Annotated in this window: 13 protein-coding genes; 7 read left to right on the top strand and 6 right to left on the bottom strand. The window is 45.7% G+C overall.

From position 1 onward, the window contains the following. Positions 1-85: 85 nt before the first annotated feature. Complete coding sequence (locus GWR21_RS18720) at positions 86-583, bottom strand: hypothetical protein (RefSeq protein ID WP_162333220.1); 498 nt, start codon at positions 581-583, stop codon at positions 86-88. Positions 584-1,508: 925 nt separating this feature from the next. Between GWR21_RS18720 and GWR21_RS18715 the strand changes: the two genes are divergently transcribed. From GWR21_RS18715 to GWR21_RS18695, 5 genes are read left to right on the top strand one after another with little or no spacing between them, the layout of a single operon-like run. Next, complete coding sequence (locus GWR21_RS18715; protein WP_162333219.1) at positions 1,509-2,123, top strand: TetR/AcrR family transcriptional regulator; 615 nt, start codon at positions 1,509-1,511, stop codon at positions 2,121-2,123. A gap of 9 nt (positions 2,124-2,132) precedes the next feature. Further along, positions 2,133-2,744 carry a TetR/AcrR family transcriptional regulator gene (locus GWR21_RS18710; RefSeq protein WP_262888459.1) on the top strand — a complete coding sequence of 204 codons (612 nt, stop codon included), beginning with the start codon at positions 2,133-2,135 and terminating at the stop codon, positions 2,742-2,744. A gap of 52 nt (positions 2,745-2,796) precedes the next feature. Beyond that, complete coding sequence (locus GWR21_RS18705) at positions 2,797-4,158, top strand: TolC family protein (RefSeq protein ID WP_162333217.1); 1,362 nt, start codon at positions 2,797-2,799, stop codon at positions 4,156-4,158. Positions 4,159-4,190: 32 nt separating this feature from the next. After that, on the top strand, positions 4,191-5,252 hold the full coding sequence (locus GWR21_RS18700) for an efflux RND transporter periplasmic adaptor subunit (protein ID WP_162333216.1): 1,062 nt from the start codon (positions 4,191-4,193) through the stop codon (positions 5,250-5,252). 6 nt (positions 5,253-5,258) lie between these two features. Then, positions 5,259-8,438, top strand: coding sequence for an efflux RND transporter permease subunit (locus tag GWR21_RS18695; RefSeq protein ID WP_162333215.1), 3,180 nt, complete (start codon positions 5,259-5,261; stop codon positions 8,436-8,438). 162 nt (positions 8,439-8,600) lie between these two features. Here GWR21_RS18695 and GWR21_RS18690 read toward each other — a convergent pair whose 3' ends face one another. Together GWR21_RS18690 and GWR21_RS18685 are read right to left on the bottom strand one after the other, a co-directional pair. Further along, positions 8,601-10,016: a nicotinate phosphoribosyltransferase gene (locus tag GWR21_RS18690; RefSeq protein ID WP_162333214.1), complete on the bottom strand. Its 1,416-nt coding sequence runs from the start codon at positions 10,014-10,016 to the stop codon at positions 8,601-8,603. A gap of 11 nt (positions 10,017-10,027) precedes the next feature. Beyond that, positions 10,028-10,939 (bottom strand): NUDIX domain-containing protein, encoded by a 912-nt coding sequence (locus GWR21_RS18685; RefSeq protein ID WP_162333213.1) that lies wholly within the window; start codon positions 10,937-10,939, stop codon positions 10,028-10,030. A gap of 359 nt (positions 10,940-11,298) precedes the next feature. Here GWR21_RS18685 and GWR21_RS18680 point away from each other — a divergent pair, with 359 nt between their 5' ends. Then, positions 11,299-13,731 carry an ABC transporter permease gene (locus GWR21_RS18680; RefSeq protein WP_162333212.1) on the top strand — a complete coding sequence of 811 codons (2,433 nt, stop codon included), beginning with the start codon at positions 11,299-11,301 and terminating at the stop codon, positions 13,729-13,731. A 7-nt stretch (positions 13,732-13,738) separates the two neighbouring features. Here the strand turns inward: GWR21_RS18680 and GWR21_RS18675 are convergent, their stop codons facing one another. From GWR21_RS18675 to GWR21_RS18665, 3 genes are read right to left on the bottom strand one after another with little or no spacing between them, the layout of a single operon-like run. Next, complete coding sequence (locus tag GWR21_RS18675) at positions 13,739-14,425, bottom strand: NUDIX hydrolase (protein ID WP_162333211.1); 687 nt, start codon at positions 14,423-14,425, stop codon at positions 13,739-13,741. A gap of 48 nt (positions 14,426-14,473) precedes the next feature. Next, complete coding sequence (locus tag GWR21_RS18670; protein WP_162333210.1) at positions 14,474-14,878, bottom strand: hypothetical protein; 405 nt, start codon at positions 14,876-14,878, stop codon at positions 14,474-14,476. A gap of 37 nt (positions 14,879-14,915) precedes the next feature. Beyond that, positions 14,916-16,532 (bottom strand): M20/M25/M40 family metallo-hydrolase, encoded by a 1,617-nt coding sequence (locus GWR21_RS18665; protein ID WP_162333209.1) that lies wholly within the window; start codon positions 16,530-16,532, stop codon positions 14,916-14,918. Positions 16,533-16,835: 303 nt separating this feature from the next. Between GWR21_RS18665 and gcvT the strand changes: the two genes are divergently transcribed. Beyond that, a complete protein-coding gene (gene gcvT, locus GWR21_RS18660; RefSeq protein WP_162333208.1) occupies positions 16,836-17,924 on the top strand; it encodes a glycine cleavage system aminomethyltransferase GcvT in 1,089 nt (362 codons plus the stop codon). Positions 17,925-17,944 lie beyond the last annotated feature (20 nt).

Raw genomic sequence — 17,944 nt, 5'->3', positions numbered from 1 at the left:
ACATAAAAAGAGGAAAGGCCGCCCCGTCACTTACGGAGCGGCCTTCTTCATGATAGGTGTGTTGCCGAAAGAAGGGAGTAATGACTTAGTGTCTGTCCCAGCCACGTTTCTGGCCACGATCAGCCCTGCCATGATCATCTCTGTCACGATGGTCTTTCTTCCACTCGTCGTGTTTCGGATGATATTTATTCACATAATATCTCTCCTCCCTGCTGTCACGGATGGCTATCTGGTCATGTTTGTTACGGTAGCCATTATATTCCCTGCGATACTTATCATGCATCATGTATGGCCTGTCTACTCCATTGATCACCACTTTATGCGCATGATACAGGTCGAAGTTGTTATACCTGCGGGGTAAATTCCTGGACCTCGCCCAGACATTCCCATCCCTGTAAATGTATACCTGGTCAGGTACACTATAGTAACATTCTATGTCAGGCAGATAGTAGTAGTCCACGTGGTCATAGCCCACAGGACCCCATACCGGCTGTCTTCCTATATTGATATTCACATTGATCTGAGCCATGGTTACCGCTGTAAAACCCATTACAGCGATCAGCAGAAGCATTATCTTTTTCATAGCGTTTGATTTTGCCTATGTAAGGCAAAACCAATGCCCCTTCTGCGCCAGTGGCTGTTTTCCGAGATGTAGGTGTAAAATGTGTCGGCTAAAAGCATGAATATTGAGACCAGCCGGCCGGAAGTAAAAAACTGTTTCTCTCCCCCGCATAAGGTGCAGTTAGTGGGGGAATATGGCTGAAAACAAAGCCTGGCGTATCTAAGCAGGCTTTTGGTGTGCTCCCGACAGACAGTCATATGATAACCTTTAAAGTCATGGAAATGTTCATTATTTCCGGAGAATTATTACCAGCCTGTCAAAGTCTACCATCCTGGCTTCTTTTCCTGTTGTTTGCCCGAAAAAGGGTTAGGTACGTGTGTAGGTGCGTGCTCCTGCCTGCCGATGAGCTGCATGTCCCATTACACCGTTATTATACCGTTACTACGCCGTTATCTTGTCCGTTGTGGAAGGGGCAAATAAAGGGGTAATGCCGGTATAATAAGGCTGTAATCGAAGTAACAGGTTTAATAATTGAGAAATAATATCCTTTCGGAAGGGGGGGCCCTGAATACCCCCGTACTGCCGCCATGTTATGGTTTGGATATACAAGCGACGAACAAGCGACGAACTAGCGACGGCCAAGCGATGCTTTTTACCCGGGTACCCGGAACATGCTGAGCGTTTCCGGATGAGCTGCCGGTTTTTCGATTATTGGCAGTGGCCTAAACTCAAAAAATTATTTTTGAAACCATGTTTCGATAAATAGATTAAAACACACCCATGTAAGTAGTTTGTTTACAATATATTATGTTTTTGACTTTCTGACTTTTCAACCTTCTGACTTTAAAAGTCAAAAGGTTAATCAATTGTTAAAGGGGAAACTCCCTTTCTTATTTTCCTAAAAGTTACTACTTTTGACTTCGAAACTAAAAAAGTCAAAAAGTTAATGCTTGCTGAGAACAAAGACGAAATGCGGGAGAAGATCCTGGAGGCAGCTTTGAAAAGGTTCATGCACTATGGTGCAGGAAAGACCACAATGAATGAGATCGCAGATGATCTGCGTTGTTCAAAGGCATCATTGTATTATTACTTTTCTGATAAGAAAGCATTACATAATGCCGTGTTGATGAAAGTGGGTGAGGCATTCTTCCATGAGCTGGAAGTGGAAGCTGACAGAACAGATATTACCTCCGAAGAGATATTCTTCAGCATGATCGATACCAAAATACAGTTTGTGGAACGCTTTAGCCGCCTCGAACTGTTTAAGATCCTGAATGATAAATCAGAAGAGATCCAGCAGATCGTTAGAACCTATGAAGCCAGGGAATATGTCATGCTTACCAAAGTGGTGAAGAAAGGTGTCGAAACGGGTGAATTTGATGTGACCAATCCGGAAGAAATAGCCATCCTTTATAAAGACGCTATGGAAGGTCTCCGGTTCGCAGGTATGAGCTGTATGCCGGAAACGATCGTAGAATTAGATAAAGAAGGATTCGAAAAGATAGTAGCACAGCAGAAATTGCTGACGGAAATATTCGTGAGAGGAATAAAGAAACAATAAAAAGGAAACATGCCAGTTAAAGACCGGATTTTAGAAACGGCGCTTAGGATGTTCAGAATGTACGGCATTAAGAGTGTAACAATGTTCGATATTTCGAGGGAAAGTGGGGTGTCAAAGAAGACAGTATACGAACATTTCAGAGATAAGGAGGAACTGGTACAGGAAGGAATGAGATTCATGCTGAAAGGGCATGAACAACATCTCGAAGATTTTCGCCAGCAATCTGCTAACGCTATTGAGGAATTACTGAAAGAGGTGAAGTACATGGAGGAAATGGGTAATACTATCAATCCGGTAATGCTGTATGAAATGCAGAAGTATCACCCGGCTATATGGCGCGAAGTTGAAACTTTCAAGCAGGAACACATGATGCGCGCCATTACTGCTAACCTCGAAAGAGGGATACAGGAAGGGAGCTACCGCAAAGATCTCAAATTGAATGTCATGGCACGTATGCGCCTGCTCCAGCTGGAGACTGTATTCCAGCCTGCGCTTTATCCCGCCACACAATTCAATATGCAGGAAGTGATCAGAGAAATCACCGCACATTTTATACTGGGCATCACCACTCCGAAAGGACGTGAAATCGCTGCTGGTTACATCCAGATCGAAAAAGACTAACCACTACTTAAAACTATATCCGCCAACTAAACAATCAAAGTAAAACATACGGATGAAAAGGATAATGTTAACGCTTATTCTCTTAACGGGAATAGGGGGCCTGACCTCCTATGCGCAATCGGAACTGTCGTTGCAGGAGTGCCTGAAATATGCACTCGCTAACAACCAGCAACTGGCACGTACCCGGATGGAAGAAGAAATGGGCCGTTTCAAAACCAGCGAAGTAAGAGCCAGAGCCCTGCCACAGGTAAATGCGCAGGGACAGTATACCAATAACATCAAGAAACAGGTAATACCCGTACCAGGTGAATTTGCGGGTGGTGCTCCCGGTACTACCCTCCTGCTGGAAGCCGGTGTGACACACAACGTCAGCGCGTCCGGTACCGTTACACAGGAAGTGTATAACCAATCTGTATTTACCGGTCTCAAAGCCGCTAAAGCTGGTGAAGAATTCTACCGCATGCAAACGGCCCAAAGCGAAGAAGCCGTGATCTATAACGTAACACAACTTTATTACAGCGCTTTGGTATCCCGCGAGAAAATGAGCGTACTGGATGCTAACATCGAGAAGATGGCAAAGCTGGTGGAAACCACCTCCTCCCAGGTGGAAAATGGTCTCGCACGTAAAATAGATCTGGATCGTATGCGTGTAAACCTGACCAACTATAAAACACAGCGTACACAAACACAGAACCAGTTTCAGGTGCAGTCCAACCAGCTGAAACAGCTGATAGGTATGCCGGTTACAAACGTGATCACACTACCATCTACTTCATTCAAAGAAATAGAGAACAAAGCAACAATAGCCGATTTCGGTTCACTGAGTGTGGATAACAGAATTGAATACCGCCTGCTGAAAAAACAGGAAGAACTCCAGCAATTTCAGAAGAAAGCCTACCTGGCCGACTATTACCCTACACTGGGTCTCTCTGGCAACTATTCTTATAATGGTATCAGTAACAAATTTGACATGTTGAAATCAAAGTCAAACGGATCTACTGCCAGCTGGTACGATATGGCCGCCATCAGCCTCACGCTCAAAATCCCCATCTTCGATGGTTGGGCACGCCGCTCACGTGTCGGTCAGTCAACTGTAGCGCTGAAACAGATCAGGAAAGATATGGAGGCGACCACCCTCTCCTTAAATACGCAGTTTGAAAATGCTAAGCTGCAGGTACAGAATAACCTCAGCACGATCAGGGCACAGAAAGAGAACGTAGACCTGGCCAATGAGGTGTATAACTCTACCCAGAACAACTACAACCTGGGCCTGGCCAATCTGACAGACCTGCTGGATGCTGAAACATCCCTGATCTCTGCCCAGAATAACTACAACGAGGCATTATTACAATATAAGCTGGCAGAACTGGATATCATCAAATCCAACGGAACACTGAAAAGCCTGCTGAACTAACTAAAACCGCTAAAAACCGCATACCGAACTATATGAAAAAGATTATTATCTGGAGCGCAGTGACCATCGCAGCTGTTGTACTGATCATGTGGAAACTGGGCGCCAATAAAAAAGCCAACGAAGCTAAAACGGAATTTGTAAAGCAGAGCAATGCCGGCGAAGTGCCCGTATTGGTGGAAAAAGTGGCGAAATCTGATTTCTCTCAGGGCTTTCTGGCCAATGGTAATTTTACTCCTTTCCGTGAACTGTCTTACCTGGCGGAAACATCCGGCCGTATCACCAAACTGCTGGTAGACGAAGGCTCAGTAGTAAAACAGGGCCAGGCTATCGCACATGTAGATGGTGAAATCCTGGGTACAGACCTCCAGGCGGCTAAGACCAATCTCGAACAACTGAAAGTGGACAAGGAAAGATATGAAGCTGCTTTCAAAACCGGTGGTGTAACAAAGAAGCAGGTAGACGATGCAACGCTGCAGTATGACCTGGCTAAAACCAGATATGCCGCTGCCAGCCGTCGTGTAGGGGATACTTATATCAAAGCGCCAATCAGTGGTGTGATCAATAAAAAATACATTGAACAGGGTGCTTACCTCTCCCCTGGTAACAAGATGTTTGATATCGTGGATGTATCCCGTCTGAAACTCGCTGTTGCTGTTCCTGAAATGCAGGTAGTGAACCTGAAAGTAGGTGATAAAGTGAAAGTGTCTTCCAGCGTATTCCCTGAAGTGAACTATGAAGGCCGTGTATCTTTTATCGCCGCAAAAGGTGATAACACCCTCAACTACCCTGTTGAAATGGAAGTAACCAACAACAGCGACAAACAACTGAGAGCTGGTATGTACGGTACTGCACATTTTGAAATGGCAAACGCTATTCCGGCTATCCTTATAGCACGTACTGCTTTCATCGGTGGTGTGAACAGTAACCAGGTATATGTACTGGAAAATAATACTGCTAAAGTACGTAAGGTAGTGGCCGGCCGTATTTATGGCGATAAAGTGGAAATAAGAGAAGGACTGAATGAAGGTGAAACTGTCATCACCAGCGGTCAAATCAATCTGGTAGACGGATCTAAAGTATCCGTACAAAAATAACCAACTATGAAGATCACAGAAATATCCATAAAGCGCCCTACGATAGTGGTGGTAATCTTTACCATCCTGACGCTGCTGGGTGTGATGAGTTATAAGTCGCTCAACTATGAGCTGCTGCCAAAGTTTACTTCACCGGTAGTGACGATCGCCACTGTATATCCCGGTGCCTCTCCTAAAGAGGTGGAAAGCACCATCACCAAAAAGATTGAAGATGCGGTAGCATCTATGGAGAAGATCAAAAAGATCATCTCTAAATCTTCAGAGAGTTTATCTACCGTAACGGTTGAGTTGAATAATGACGCGAACGTAGACATAGCACTGCAGGACGCCCAACGTAAAGTAAATGCAATACTGTCGGACCTGCCTACTGATGCGAAAGCACCTTCGCTGAACAAATTCTCCCTGGATGATTTACCGATCATGACACTGTCGGCTACTGCCAAAATGGACAGCAAGCAGTTCTATGACCTGATCGATAAAAAGTTGCAGCCACTCTTATCCCGTTTGCCGGGTGTGGCGCAGATCTCTCTGATCGGTGGTCAGGAACGTGAGATCCAGGTGAATATCGATCCGAAGAAACTGGAAGCATATAAATTGTCTATTCTGCAGGTAAGACAGTTCATTACCAATGCCAACCTGGACTTCCCTACCGGTAAGGTGAAAACCCAGGATCAGCAGATACTGGTACGTCTTGCAGGTAAGTATAAAGACGTAGATCAGCTGCGTAACCTCGTTATCTCTACTACTGCTACCGGTACCCAGATCCGTCTGAAAGATGTGGCAGATGTACAGGATTCGCAGAAAGATGTAGACCGTATTGCCCGTGTTGACGGAACCAGTTCCATCGCATTGATGGTACAGAAACAGACAGATGCGAACGCAGTGACCGTGAGCGAGGAAATGAAAAAGGCGATCGCTTCCATTGAAAAAGATTATGCATCCCGCGATCTGAAAATATTTATTGCGAACGACTCTTCTGACTTTACGCTGGAATCAGCAGATTCAGTGATACATGACCTGATCATTGCGATCGTGCTGGTGGCAGCGGTGATGTTATTGTTCCTGCACAGTATCCGTAGTGCGCTCTTCGTAATGATCTCTATTCCGGCATCACTGGTAGCGACTTTCATTGGTATGAAGATGTTCGGTTTCTCACTGAACCTGATGTCACTGCTCGGTTTGTCACTAGTGGTAGGTATCCTTGTGGATGATGCGATCGTGGTACTGGAGAACATTTACCGTCACATGGAAATGGGTAAGAACAGAGTACGTGCTGCCTTCGATGGTGTGAAAGAGATCGGGTTCACAGTAACCTCTATTACATTGGTGATCGTGGTGGTGTTCCTGCCGATCTCCCTGACAAATGAACTGGTATCAAAGATCCTTCGTGAGTTCTGTGTGGTAGTAATGATCTCTACGATGCTCAGTTTGTTGTCTTCCTTCATGATCGTACCACTGTTATCTTCCCGTTTCGGTAAACTGGAACATATCACTGGAAAGAACTTCTTCGAAAAGTTCATCCTCTGGTTCGAAAGACAACTGCAGAAATTCACCGACTGGATGACAGGTATCCTGAAATGGTCGCTGACGCATAAACGTTATGCATTGTCAGCAGCGATTCTACTGCTGGTACTGTCTTTCATGCTGGTTGGCAAAGGTTATATCGGTGGAGAGTTCATTCCTAAGGGTGACCGCGGACAGTTCATCGTCGTGTTGGAAATGCCGAAAGATGCCTCTGTAGAACAAACAAACCAGGCTACCCGTAAGGCGGAAGCCTACCTTTCCAAAAAGCCCGAGATCACCCGTCTGATCACCACGGTAGGTCAGACCAGTGAAGATGGATTTGGTGTTTCCCAGTCCACTGCTTATAAATCAGAGATCACGGTGATGCTGGTAGATGCGGAACACCGTTTGGATGGTTCTGATATTTATGCAGCGAAAACAAAAGTAGAACTGAGAAAACTGCTGCCAGGTGTGAAACTGAAAACGATGGACGTGAGCATCCTGGGTACAGCAGAAGCTTCTCCTGTTGAGCTGGTGGTAATGGGTACCGATATCGATAGCGTAATGAGCTTTGCAAAACAGGCGATGGGCGTACTGGCTAAGATAGATGGTACAAGCGATGTAAAGCTGTCAGTAGAAGAAGGTAACCCGGAGATCAACGTACAGGTGGACAGGGATAAGATGTCCGCGCTGGGGCTGACGCTCGAAGGTGTGGGTGGAACAATGCAGACCGCATTCAGTGGTACGGCGGATGATTCCAAAGTGAAGTTCCGTCAGGGTGATTATGAATATGATATCAACATTCGTTTTGATGACTTTGACCGTAAGAACCTGGATGATGTGGCGAACATTGAGTTCATGAACAACCAGGGGCAGCTGATCAGGTTATCGCAGTTTGCAACGATCACTGAAGGGTCAGGTCCGAGCCGGCTGGAAAGAAGGGATAAAAATACCTCTATCTCTGTTAAATCGCTGGTAGTAGGTGTACCATCTGGTACCGTACAACAGAAATTTGCAAAGGACCTGGAAAGTCTGCGTAAGCCGGTTGGTATCAGTTATCTGTGGGCGGGTGATGCGGAAAACCAGGGTGATTCCTTCGGTACACTCGGAGCGGCACTGCTGATCTCAATCGTAATGGTATACCTGATCATGGTCGCACTGTACGATAACTATATTTATCCGTTCGTGGTACTGTTCTCAATCCCGCTGGCGATTATCGGCGCATTACTGGCACTGGCACTGACAAATAATACACTGAACATCTTCACCATCCTGGGTATGATCATGTTGATCGGTCTCGTGGCGAAGAATGCGATCATCCTGGTGGACTTTACCAACCAGATGAAGGAACAGGGTCAGAGTACAATGGAAGCGCTAATCCATGCGAACAATGCACGTCTGCGTCCTATCCTGATGACCACTATTGCGATGGTGATCGGTATGTTACCAATCGCATTGGCTACCGGTGGTGTGGCCGCAACAAAAAACGGTCTGGCCTGGGTAATTATCGGAGGTCTGATCAGTTCTATGTTCCTGACACTGATCATTGTCCCGGTAGTGTACAAGATTGTGGATAGCATCATGGATCGTTTCGGCTGGAACAAACCTTCTGCCAAGCGATTGATCCGTCAGCGACTGGTGGCTCCCTACGCGGCAGAAATTGAAGAAGCATCATTAAACTAATTATAAAGACTTTAGTTACTAATAGTGTAACAGTTGTAGGTTTAAACAATAGGCCGGAGTATTCTTACTCCGGCCTTTTTTATATAATGTTTTACAGGAGGGCATAAAAAAAGCCGTCCGAACGGGACGGCGCTGCTTCGGGGGACAAATGATGGCGACAAGTCAGATGGTTGCGTTCTTTCTGATTTGGTTAAACGTGTATGTCGCTTTTATATCGCCATCTTCAAAAACTGTTACCAGTTGGTCCGCCTTTTCAGGCGCTTCATGTTCAGGGAGAGATATATAGACTCCATTTTCCAGTACCAGTTTCTGTTTGCCGGATTTGGATTTTTTGAAAGATACGCGCGTATTTCCATTTGCATCCAGTTCCAGCGGGTTTTTCTGCACGTTGATCGGCTTTCCGTTCACCACCGCATAGGAGCATTTCAGTGCATATTCCTGGGTATCCCTGTTAACACGTTGCAATAGAGCACCTCCCATACCCAGTACCAGGTTTTCAGCACTGATACCTGCCTGTTTTAATGCTTCGAAGATAGGGGGAATTGAGGAATAACTAATGCCATCGCCTTGTATAACCCTTACCTGTGGAGGTAACACCTTGAAACCCTTTTCATTAACGGTATAACCAAAAGTTTCCATCAGGATCTCAAATACCTTCAGGAGGGTCTGGATAGCATCACCGCTATCAGGACGGATCACCAGCGTACCCTGTCTGTTAAGGATCTGTTCTTTCAGTTCAGTACCCCAGTACTCGCGGCAGGCACGCAGGATATTGTAAGAGTCGGAAACACAGGCAATTGTACCTGTAGGGAAGGCATTCAGGATGTGACGGAAGATGTCTACTTCTCCTTCTTCACCCAGCATGGTCACAATAGAGTGTTCAGTAGCAGGGATAGAAAGACCAGGTGCAACCGGCGCCTGATAATAACGTTTAGCGAAAGTGGAACCGATGAGGGTATCGCTACCAGAGAAGTTGAGTAAGTGTGCACTACCCCCGATACCTGCGCTTTCTACTGAGCTGGCACCACGGAACCCGAAGTCGTTGAGTACGAAGTCAATTCCGGCAAAGGCCGCTTCGCTGGCAGTTTCATCGTAGTATTTTTTTACTGTTTTTTTGATCTCCCTGGAGAGGGTCGCTACTGTACAGGGGTACCATACCTGCATCAGCAGTGTTTCGAGGAAGTTGGTCAGCCAGTAACAGTTAGGGTCAGTATTTTCAATGGTCATCAGCACATTACGTACGCCTGTTACAGTACCTTCCGGAACAGCTTTGATACGTACCGGAAGACGGCCTCCGTGTTTTTCAATAATGTATTCGAAACGGCTGCGGTCAAATACATCGTTGCGGCCAAAGACTTCCAGTAAAGTAGTTTCTGCTTCGTCCAGTTTTTCTTTGGTGATAACAGCGCCCTGCAGGTATTCCATCAGGAAATACTGGAGGCCATAGAAAACGGTTTCCTGGAATTTACCGCCTCTGCTTTCAAAGTAAGAGTAGATATACTCGGTGCCTGGGATGTAGAGTTTGTGGTGGGAGTATTTGTAGGCATCAGCTAACAAAATGAGGTTTTCCTTTGTCATGATTCTTCTATTTAGTCGTTAGTAGAATATTTTTCAGCTAATTTTTTTAACAGTGGTATGTGTGTGCTTACGATTTCACCCTGAGCGATCATTGTTTGAATGGCATTGACCTTTATCCATTTCATCTCAGCCAGATCATCATCAGCAGCAGGTTCTCCAAATAGCAGATCGGTGCTGAACAGGGTGGTAATGATCTTGTCTACTTCTGAGCGGTAGCGCCAGTCGTCCATTTGTAAAGACAGTTCGTACTGCATTGGACTGGTTTCTACGGGGCCGCATTCTTCCAGCAATTCTCTTTTCGCTGCCTGGTCGAAACTCATGTCCGTTGGGTCGGTAAAACCACCTGGCAGGCGCCAGCCACTTTCGGCTGGTTTACGTCCCAGTAGTAATTCACTGCGGTTGTTCCTGAATAAGGCGATATCAACAGTCGGATAAACTTTTGGGTAGAGGTTATAAGTACTGTAAATAACACCGGCGCGAAACTCTTCAGTATCAAATACTTTATCGGAGATGGCCTCTCTCTGGGCAGTTGCGTTAAAGTCCTGTACAGGAGGTAATGCAGCGGTTGCAAAGCGGCCGGAATAATAAGGTATGAAGCTATCGCGGCTGCCGTACAGGATGAAGGATTCGTTGTTGAAGTTATTGCTCAGCAGTTCATCCAGTTTACGGGACCATACCTTATCAGATGCCTGGTCACTCAGTGGCAATACGATCACATCCGGAAACAGTTGTTTGATCATTCTTTCGCGGGTGTAATAATCCAGCGGATTTTTACGGCCACCTTTTACTGGCGCTACGCCCAGTACGATGATTAATCTGTTATGCGTAGTTTTTACTTCTTTGATCAGTTGCAGATGCCCTTCATGCAGGGAAGGTGTCTGGAACCTTGCTATTATTACTCCTGTAGGCTTTAGCGTTGTCATAGAATGTTAGTTTGCGTATTTTCTACACAAATATAAAGCGACTGTTTATATGGGCAAAATATTTTTTGTAATTTTTACACAAATATATGCTGAAGACGCCTGTATACTGTGTGGAAATTGGAATTAATAAATTGATATTGAGTTATTTGTGAATATAGGTAATATTTTTTGGTGTTCTACTGCTACGCGTCAGGACTATTTTGTTTTGGGCACATGCGGTTATCTTGTTGTTCGAAACCGAACAATATCTGTACGATAAACGTACATAGTTAATGCCTGTTTTGATTGCTTGTTGTTGATAATGAATGTCTTTTGTTTTTGACCTGTTTTTTGTGCATATAGCTGCAATACCCCTGGTTATGATAAACAGCAACTTCAAATTTTCCTTTCGCAACCTCTGGAAGAATAAGTCGTTCTCTCTGATAAATATACTCGGGCTAGCTGTAGGAATAGCTGCAAGCCTGCTGATCTTTCTGGTGATCCATTATGAGAAGAGTTATGACGACTATCAAAGCCGATATGACCGTATAGGCAGAATGGTCACTATAGACAGGAATCCTGTTACAGGTGAGGTGACAGGTATGCACAGTATGTGTCCCCGCCCGTTGGCGGAAGCCTTACGGAGAGAGTTCCCTGGGTTAGAGAAGGTAGCCGCTATGCAGAGTGTTGGTGCTACTCAGTTTTATATACCCGTACCAGGTCAGGAAGAAAAGAAGTTTAAGGTGGAAAGCGGGCTATATTTTGCCGAGGAGTCATTGTATGAGATCGCCGATTTTAGCTGGATAGTCGGTAATACAAAAGGGTTGGAAGCGCCTAATACAACCGTAGTGAACGAGTCGATTGCCCGTAGGTTTTTTGGTACCCCTGAAAATGCGATCGGTAAGACGGTCCATATGTGGTCTTACCGGATTCCGCTGCGTATCACCGGGGTGTTCAAAGACCTTCCTGATAATACGGACATACCTGTAGCGATTGGGGCTTCCTACAAAACATTTCGCCACCTAATCGGTGAGAGTACCTGGGGGAGTTGGCGTAATCTTGGTGGAGGGTCGCAGATCTTCTTTCTGCTACGTCCGGGTCAGGAGTTGTCAAAGGTGCAGGCACAGTCGGCAGCTTTTGTGAAAAGGAATTACAGGGAAGAAGAAGAGCAAAGTCTTAGCAGGGTCGAACTGCGATTTCAACCCTTACATGAAGTACATGCTGACAAGCGCTTTTCAACCCTGAAGGGAGATAATTTTAGTCAGCAGGAATTGTGGGGAATGGCGCTGATAGGTATATTCCTATTATTGGTAGCGTGTATTAATTTTGTGAATCTGGCAACTGCACAATCAGTTAATCGTGCTAAAGAGATTGGTGTACGTAAGGTCCTGGGTAGCGATCGCGCACAGTTGATAAAGCAGTTCCTGCTGGAAACAGCTTTCATTACCATCATTGCAGTTATACTGGGATGTCTGTTCGCATGGATAGCAACGCCATCACTAAGAGACCTGACAGGTAAGGGACTGTCTATGAATGTATTGCATTCGCCAGTGATACTCTTGTTCCTTTTGATCATCGGTATGGTAGTGACTATATTGGCAGGCTTCTACCCTGCGCTCGTATTGTCTGGGTTTAATCCACTGATGGCTATTAAAAGCCGTATCAGCAACCGGTCTGTAGGAGGTATTTCATTACGTCGTGGACTTGTGGTATTTCAGTTTGTGATAGCACAGTTACTGGTGATAGGTACGCTGGTGATCATTAAACAGATCTCGTTTTTCAGGAATAAGTCACTGGGTTTTCAGAAAGAGGCGGTTGTAATGGTAGACCTGCCGAGTGATAGTACGCTGAAGCTGAAATACCCCTTACTGGTAGCTGAAATGAGTAAACTGAAAGGTGTGGAAGCGGTCAGCCTGTGTTGGACGGCACCTGCTTCCTATGCGATACAGTATTCCGATTTCTATTTCAATAATGATGCTGATAAACAGCCTTTTTCTGTCAAGCGTCTCTTTGGTGATTCCGCCTACCTGAACTTATTCGGAATGAGTCTGGCTGCCGGCCGGCAACCATTCCCCAGTGACACTACCAGGGAGGTGGTGGTCAATGAAACCCTGGTGAAGCGGTTAGGATTGAAGTCGCCAGAGGAGGTGATCGGTAAGACGATAAGATTCTCTAATAGCATCGCTTATCCGGTAGTGGGAGTAGTGAAGGATTTTAATGATAACTCACTCAGGGATGGCATTTCTCCGATCGTCTTTGCATCCGATTTTGAGGGTTATGGTACGATGGTGCTGCGATTAGGCAAAGACAGGGTGAATGCAGCAATGCCAGATATAGAAAAGCTATTTAAGTCTATTTATCCCAGCTACCTGTATGATCTGTCTTTCCTGGACGAGGATATTAAAGACTTCTATAGTTCGGAAGCATTGATCGCTAAATTGTTTCAGCTCTTCGCTATACTGGCCATCTTTATATCAAGCCTGGGGCTTTATGGATTAGTGTCCTTTATGGCTGTGCAAAAGACGAAGGAAGTGGGTATCCGCAAAGTACTAGGCGCATCAGTACAGAGTATTCTGTACCTGTTTTCAAAAGAGTTTACACTATTGATATGGGTAGCGTTTCTGATAGCGACACCGACCGCATATTACTTCATGCAGCGTTGGTTATCAGGGTTTCATTATCATACAAATGTGGGCTGGGAGATCTTTGTGCTGGCGATCGTATTATCGTTGCTGGTGGCCTGGCTGACGGTAGGATACAAAGCGGTGAGAGCGGCAACAGCCAATCCTGTAAAGAGTCTGAGGGCGGAATAACCGTTCCTCAGATCTCAAATGTGATCCCTTCTTTTTTCAGTTGGAAATAACGTTCTTCATTAAAGCTGTACAGCTTTGCCGGCCGGCCTGCAGACGGGTGTTTCTGCTTTTCATTATGTCCTTTCAGAATACCCAGGTGATTGATCTTTTTCTGGAAGTTCCTGCGATCGATCGGTCTGTCGAGTACTGTTTCATATAGTTTCTCCAGGTCGGAGATAGGGAACTTATTATCCAGTAACTCAAACCCGATAGGCTCATATCTTATTTTGGCACGCAGTCGCTGGATGGCGGCATCAACGACAATAGAGTGATCAAAAGCCAGATCTGGCAGTTTCTTAATGTCAAACCAATTGGCATCTTCAGCGTCAGAGCTGGCGGCCAGTTTAAAGTTAGTCGGATTGACCAGACCAAAGTAGGCGACAGATACTATTCTGCCACGGGGGTCTCTTTCCGGCTGACCGAAGGTGTATAATTGTTCGAGATAGTTGATATGCACGCCGGCTTCTGTCTGCAATTCACGGGTGACTGCTTCTTCCAGTGTTTCGCCGTCAATAACAAAGCCTCCGGGCAGTGCCCAGCGGTGCATAAAGGGTGGGATGGTGCGTTTGATGAGGAGTACGGATATACTTTCCTTGGCGGTGTAGCCGAAGACTACCGCATCCACACATAGTCTTATGTTTTGTTTAGGTTCCAAATGCAGTTTTAAAAATTATAGCCGGTGATGGTGTTTGCCGGCATATACCTACATGTTAATATAGTGTTCCACCTGTGTTGTGTCTTTTTTCAAATTAATGAACAGGGGATTTTTCATCGGATCAAATATGATGATCACATTTGCAGCTGCGGCAGTAGCCGGAGCTGGCAGGTCTATGACCACTTCCTGTCTGTTATTCCTGCGGAACATCAGTATTTCTTTTGCCGCTACGTGGCGCACAAAACCTTTACGTTCCAGGTAAGAAGTCAGTACCTGCTTACGCTGGAGGATAGAATCCGTTTCAGGGTCTCCCGTAGCAGGTTTCACTTCACGCACGACATAGCTTTTCTCAGTGATGATATCGTAGTTAGAAGTGTCCTCGTTGCCTTTACGTGTCTGATTACACGAAAGACTACATATTGCCAGACCTAATATGAATAAAACAGGCTTCATACAACGATATTAAGGGGTGCAAGATATTATAAAACGGTCAGAATTGGATATCAAATACTTTTTCAGCGTCTTCTCTCCTGACTTTCACGGTGGTTTTGTCTCCTTTTTTAAAGGAAGCAAGCGCCTGCATGTAGTCTTCCAGGTTAACAATGGTGTGTGTACCCAGTTCGACTATCACATCATTTGTCAGTACGCCGGCTTTGCTGGCTGGTTTATTATCTGATACGCCATCCACCCTTACTCCTGGTTTTTGCCAGGTATAATCCGGCATGATACCTAAGGTTACCGTAAAACGGGTGTTGGTTCTTGTTTGTTTATCACGGGTTTTGGTAAAGGCCAGTTTACCCATGTCATTGGTCTTTTCTACAAGCGTATATACCACCTTCATGACAGCCAGTTCCCCTTCATAGTTGATCTTGGTTGCCTCATCGGAAGGCTTATGGTAGTCGCTGTGTGTACCAGTAAAGAAGAACAGTACAGGTACATTTTTAAGGTAGAAAGAGGTATGGTCGGAAGGCCCTGTACCGGAAGAATCGTATGTCGTACGGATGTCGGCAGGTACGCTTTGTTTCAGTAATGCGGGCCATTCCGGAGAGGTGCCGATCCCTCCTACTTCCAGTCCCTTGGCAGGGTCCAGTCTGCCGATCATATCCATATTGATCATATAATTGAAGGATGCAGCTGGCACAGCACTATGGTCAGTGAAATATTTTGATCCGAACAGTCCCAGTTCTTCACCGGAAAAGGCAACAAACAGGTAGTTATAGTTCTGGAGGTGGGAAGCTTTTAATTGTCTGGCCAGTTCGAGCAGGGCAGCTGTTCCGCTGGCGTTGTCGTCCGCACCGTGATGAATGGTTTTGTCGTTGGGAGCCATTGAGTTATGGTCTTCGCCATACCCGAGATGGTCAAAGTGAGCACCGATGACGATGGTATGAGGTGCTTTATTGTCTATATGTCCTACAACGTTTATACCCGTACGCCTGTCAGCGGCAAAGTCGACCCGCATGTCGATCAGGAGATCTTCAGCATCGTCCAGGACTTTGCTCATTTCACTGTTGACCCACATAACCGGAATGGTAAGGGGCGCTACGGAGAGAGACATCCATTTCTTTACCTCTTCTTCGGTCTCTGTGCCATTATAAAAGATGACACCGGTAGCGCCTGCTTTGGCTGCTTCCCGGGCGTTCTGACGGTATATTTCGAGTGGGTCAGCATGGGGAGACATTTCAAAGTCTTTCACGTTAAAGAGCCAGATGTTATCTGGTTCATTTACATCCGCCAGCACGTCTCCTTTAACATGTTTCTGTGCACTGAACGGAAGGGGGATAAATTGTTCACCAGCACGGAGTGTAAGTTTATTGACATGGAGGAAAGAGGACGAGGCAATTATCCTGCCTTCACTTACCGGGAATACCTGCAGGAATCCACTGTCGCCCGCAGGAGTGAGACCGGCCAGTTTCATCTGGGAAGCTATATATTCAGCAGCCAGCAGTTCGCCTGGGGTACCAGTACGGCGGCCTTCCAGTTTATCGCTGGCGAGGAAGGTGATATGGGTTTGAAGGTTGCCCAGGGTTTTACGGTCAGCCTTTTTCTGAGCATATAGTTGCGTAGTAAAGGGTAATAACAGTGCCAAGAGGCATGCGATGTGCTTCACAGTTGTTGATTTTAGCGTCTACGGATAAGCCGGCAGACAAGGTTTTTTGTTTTGCAAAGATACGTATCTAAGTAGCTGGTTAGCAACGAATGTATCAACTGCTATAACAAGTGCTGGCTCCAGGTTGTTCATACACCATTCCGGAGAGGTTAAATACCGGAGGATGTTGGTTACCGGGAGGCAATTATTGCACCAAAATCACTAAATAACCAGCTAATTTGGAAAATCAGCCTATTTTTGCGGGGCTTAAACAAAACTTAAACCTAAAAGCATACCCAAAACAGAACCGATCATTAGTTAATTATGAAGAACACACCATTTACACACAAACACGTAGCGCTGGGCGCTAAGATGGCTCCTTTTGCAGGGTATAATATGCCTATTTCCTACACCGGTATTAATGAAGAACACCTGGCAGTCAGGAATAATGCAGGGGTGTTTGATGTAAGCCATATGGGTGAGTTCATCCTGAAGGGAGAGAATGCGCTGGACCTGATTCAGCGGGTAACGAGCAATGACGCTTCCAAGCTCACTGCCGGAAAGGCACAATATAGCTGCCTGCCTAATGAGGAAGGGGGTATTGTGGATGATTTGCTGGTATACTGCATTGAAGAGAACAAGGTTTATATGCTGGTAGTGAATGCCAGCAACATTGAAAAGGACTGGAACTGGATCAGCAAGTTCAATACAAAAGGTGTGGAAATGCACAACATTTCTGATAAAACCTGTCTGCTGGCTATCCAGGGTCCAAATGCGGCGAGCATTTTGCAGCCACTGACGGATGTGGAACTGGTGAACCTGAAATACTACACTTTTGCAAAAGGTGAATTTGCAGGTGTACCAAACGTACTGATCAGTGCTACCGGTTACACAGGCGCTGGTGGTATCGAGATCTATTTTGATGAGAAAGATGGTGCTGCAGATAAGATCTGGGATGCCATTTTCGAAGTAGGCACGCCTAAAGGGCTGAAGCCAATTGGCCTGGCTGCACGTGATACCCTGCGCCTGGAAATGGGATTCTGCCTATATGGTAATGATATTGATGACACCACCTCTCCAATGGAGGCAGGACTGGGTTGGATCACCAAATTCACTAAAGATTTTACTTCCCGCGCTACATTTGAGCAGCAGAAAGCTGCTGGTGTAACCCGTAAGCTGGTAGGATTTGAAATGGTCGACAAGGGTATTCCCCGCCATGACTATGAAATTAAAAATGCTGCAGGTGAAGTGATCGGTAAAGTGACTTCAGGTACGCAGTCCCCATCCATGCAGAAAGCAGTTGGTCTTGGGTATGTTAAAACGGAGTTTTCAGCACAGGATTCGGAAATTTTCATTGCCGTAAGGGATAAATTACTGAAAGCCAGAGTTGTAAAGGTGCCGTTTTTAAGTTAAGTTAGCTTAAATTGCAAAAA

The organism is Chitinophaga agri (assembly GCF_010093065.1).
Taxonomy (GTDB): Bacteria; Bacteroidota; Bacteroidia; order Chitinophagales; family Chitinophagaceae; genus Chitinophaga; species Chitinophaga agri.
Note: the sequence above shows the minus strand (reverse complement) of the source record. Positions and strands in the feature narration are given on the sequence as shown.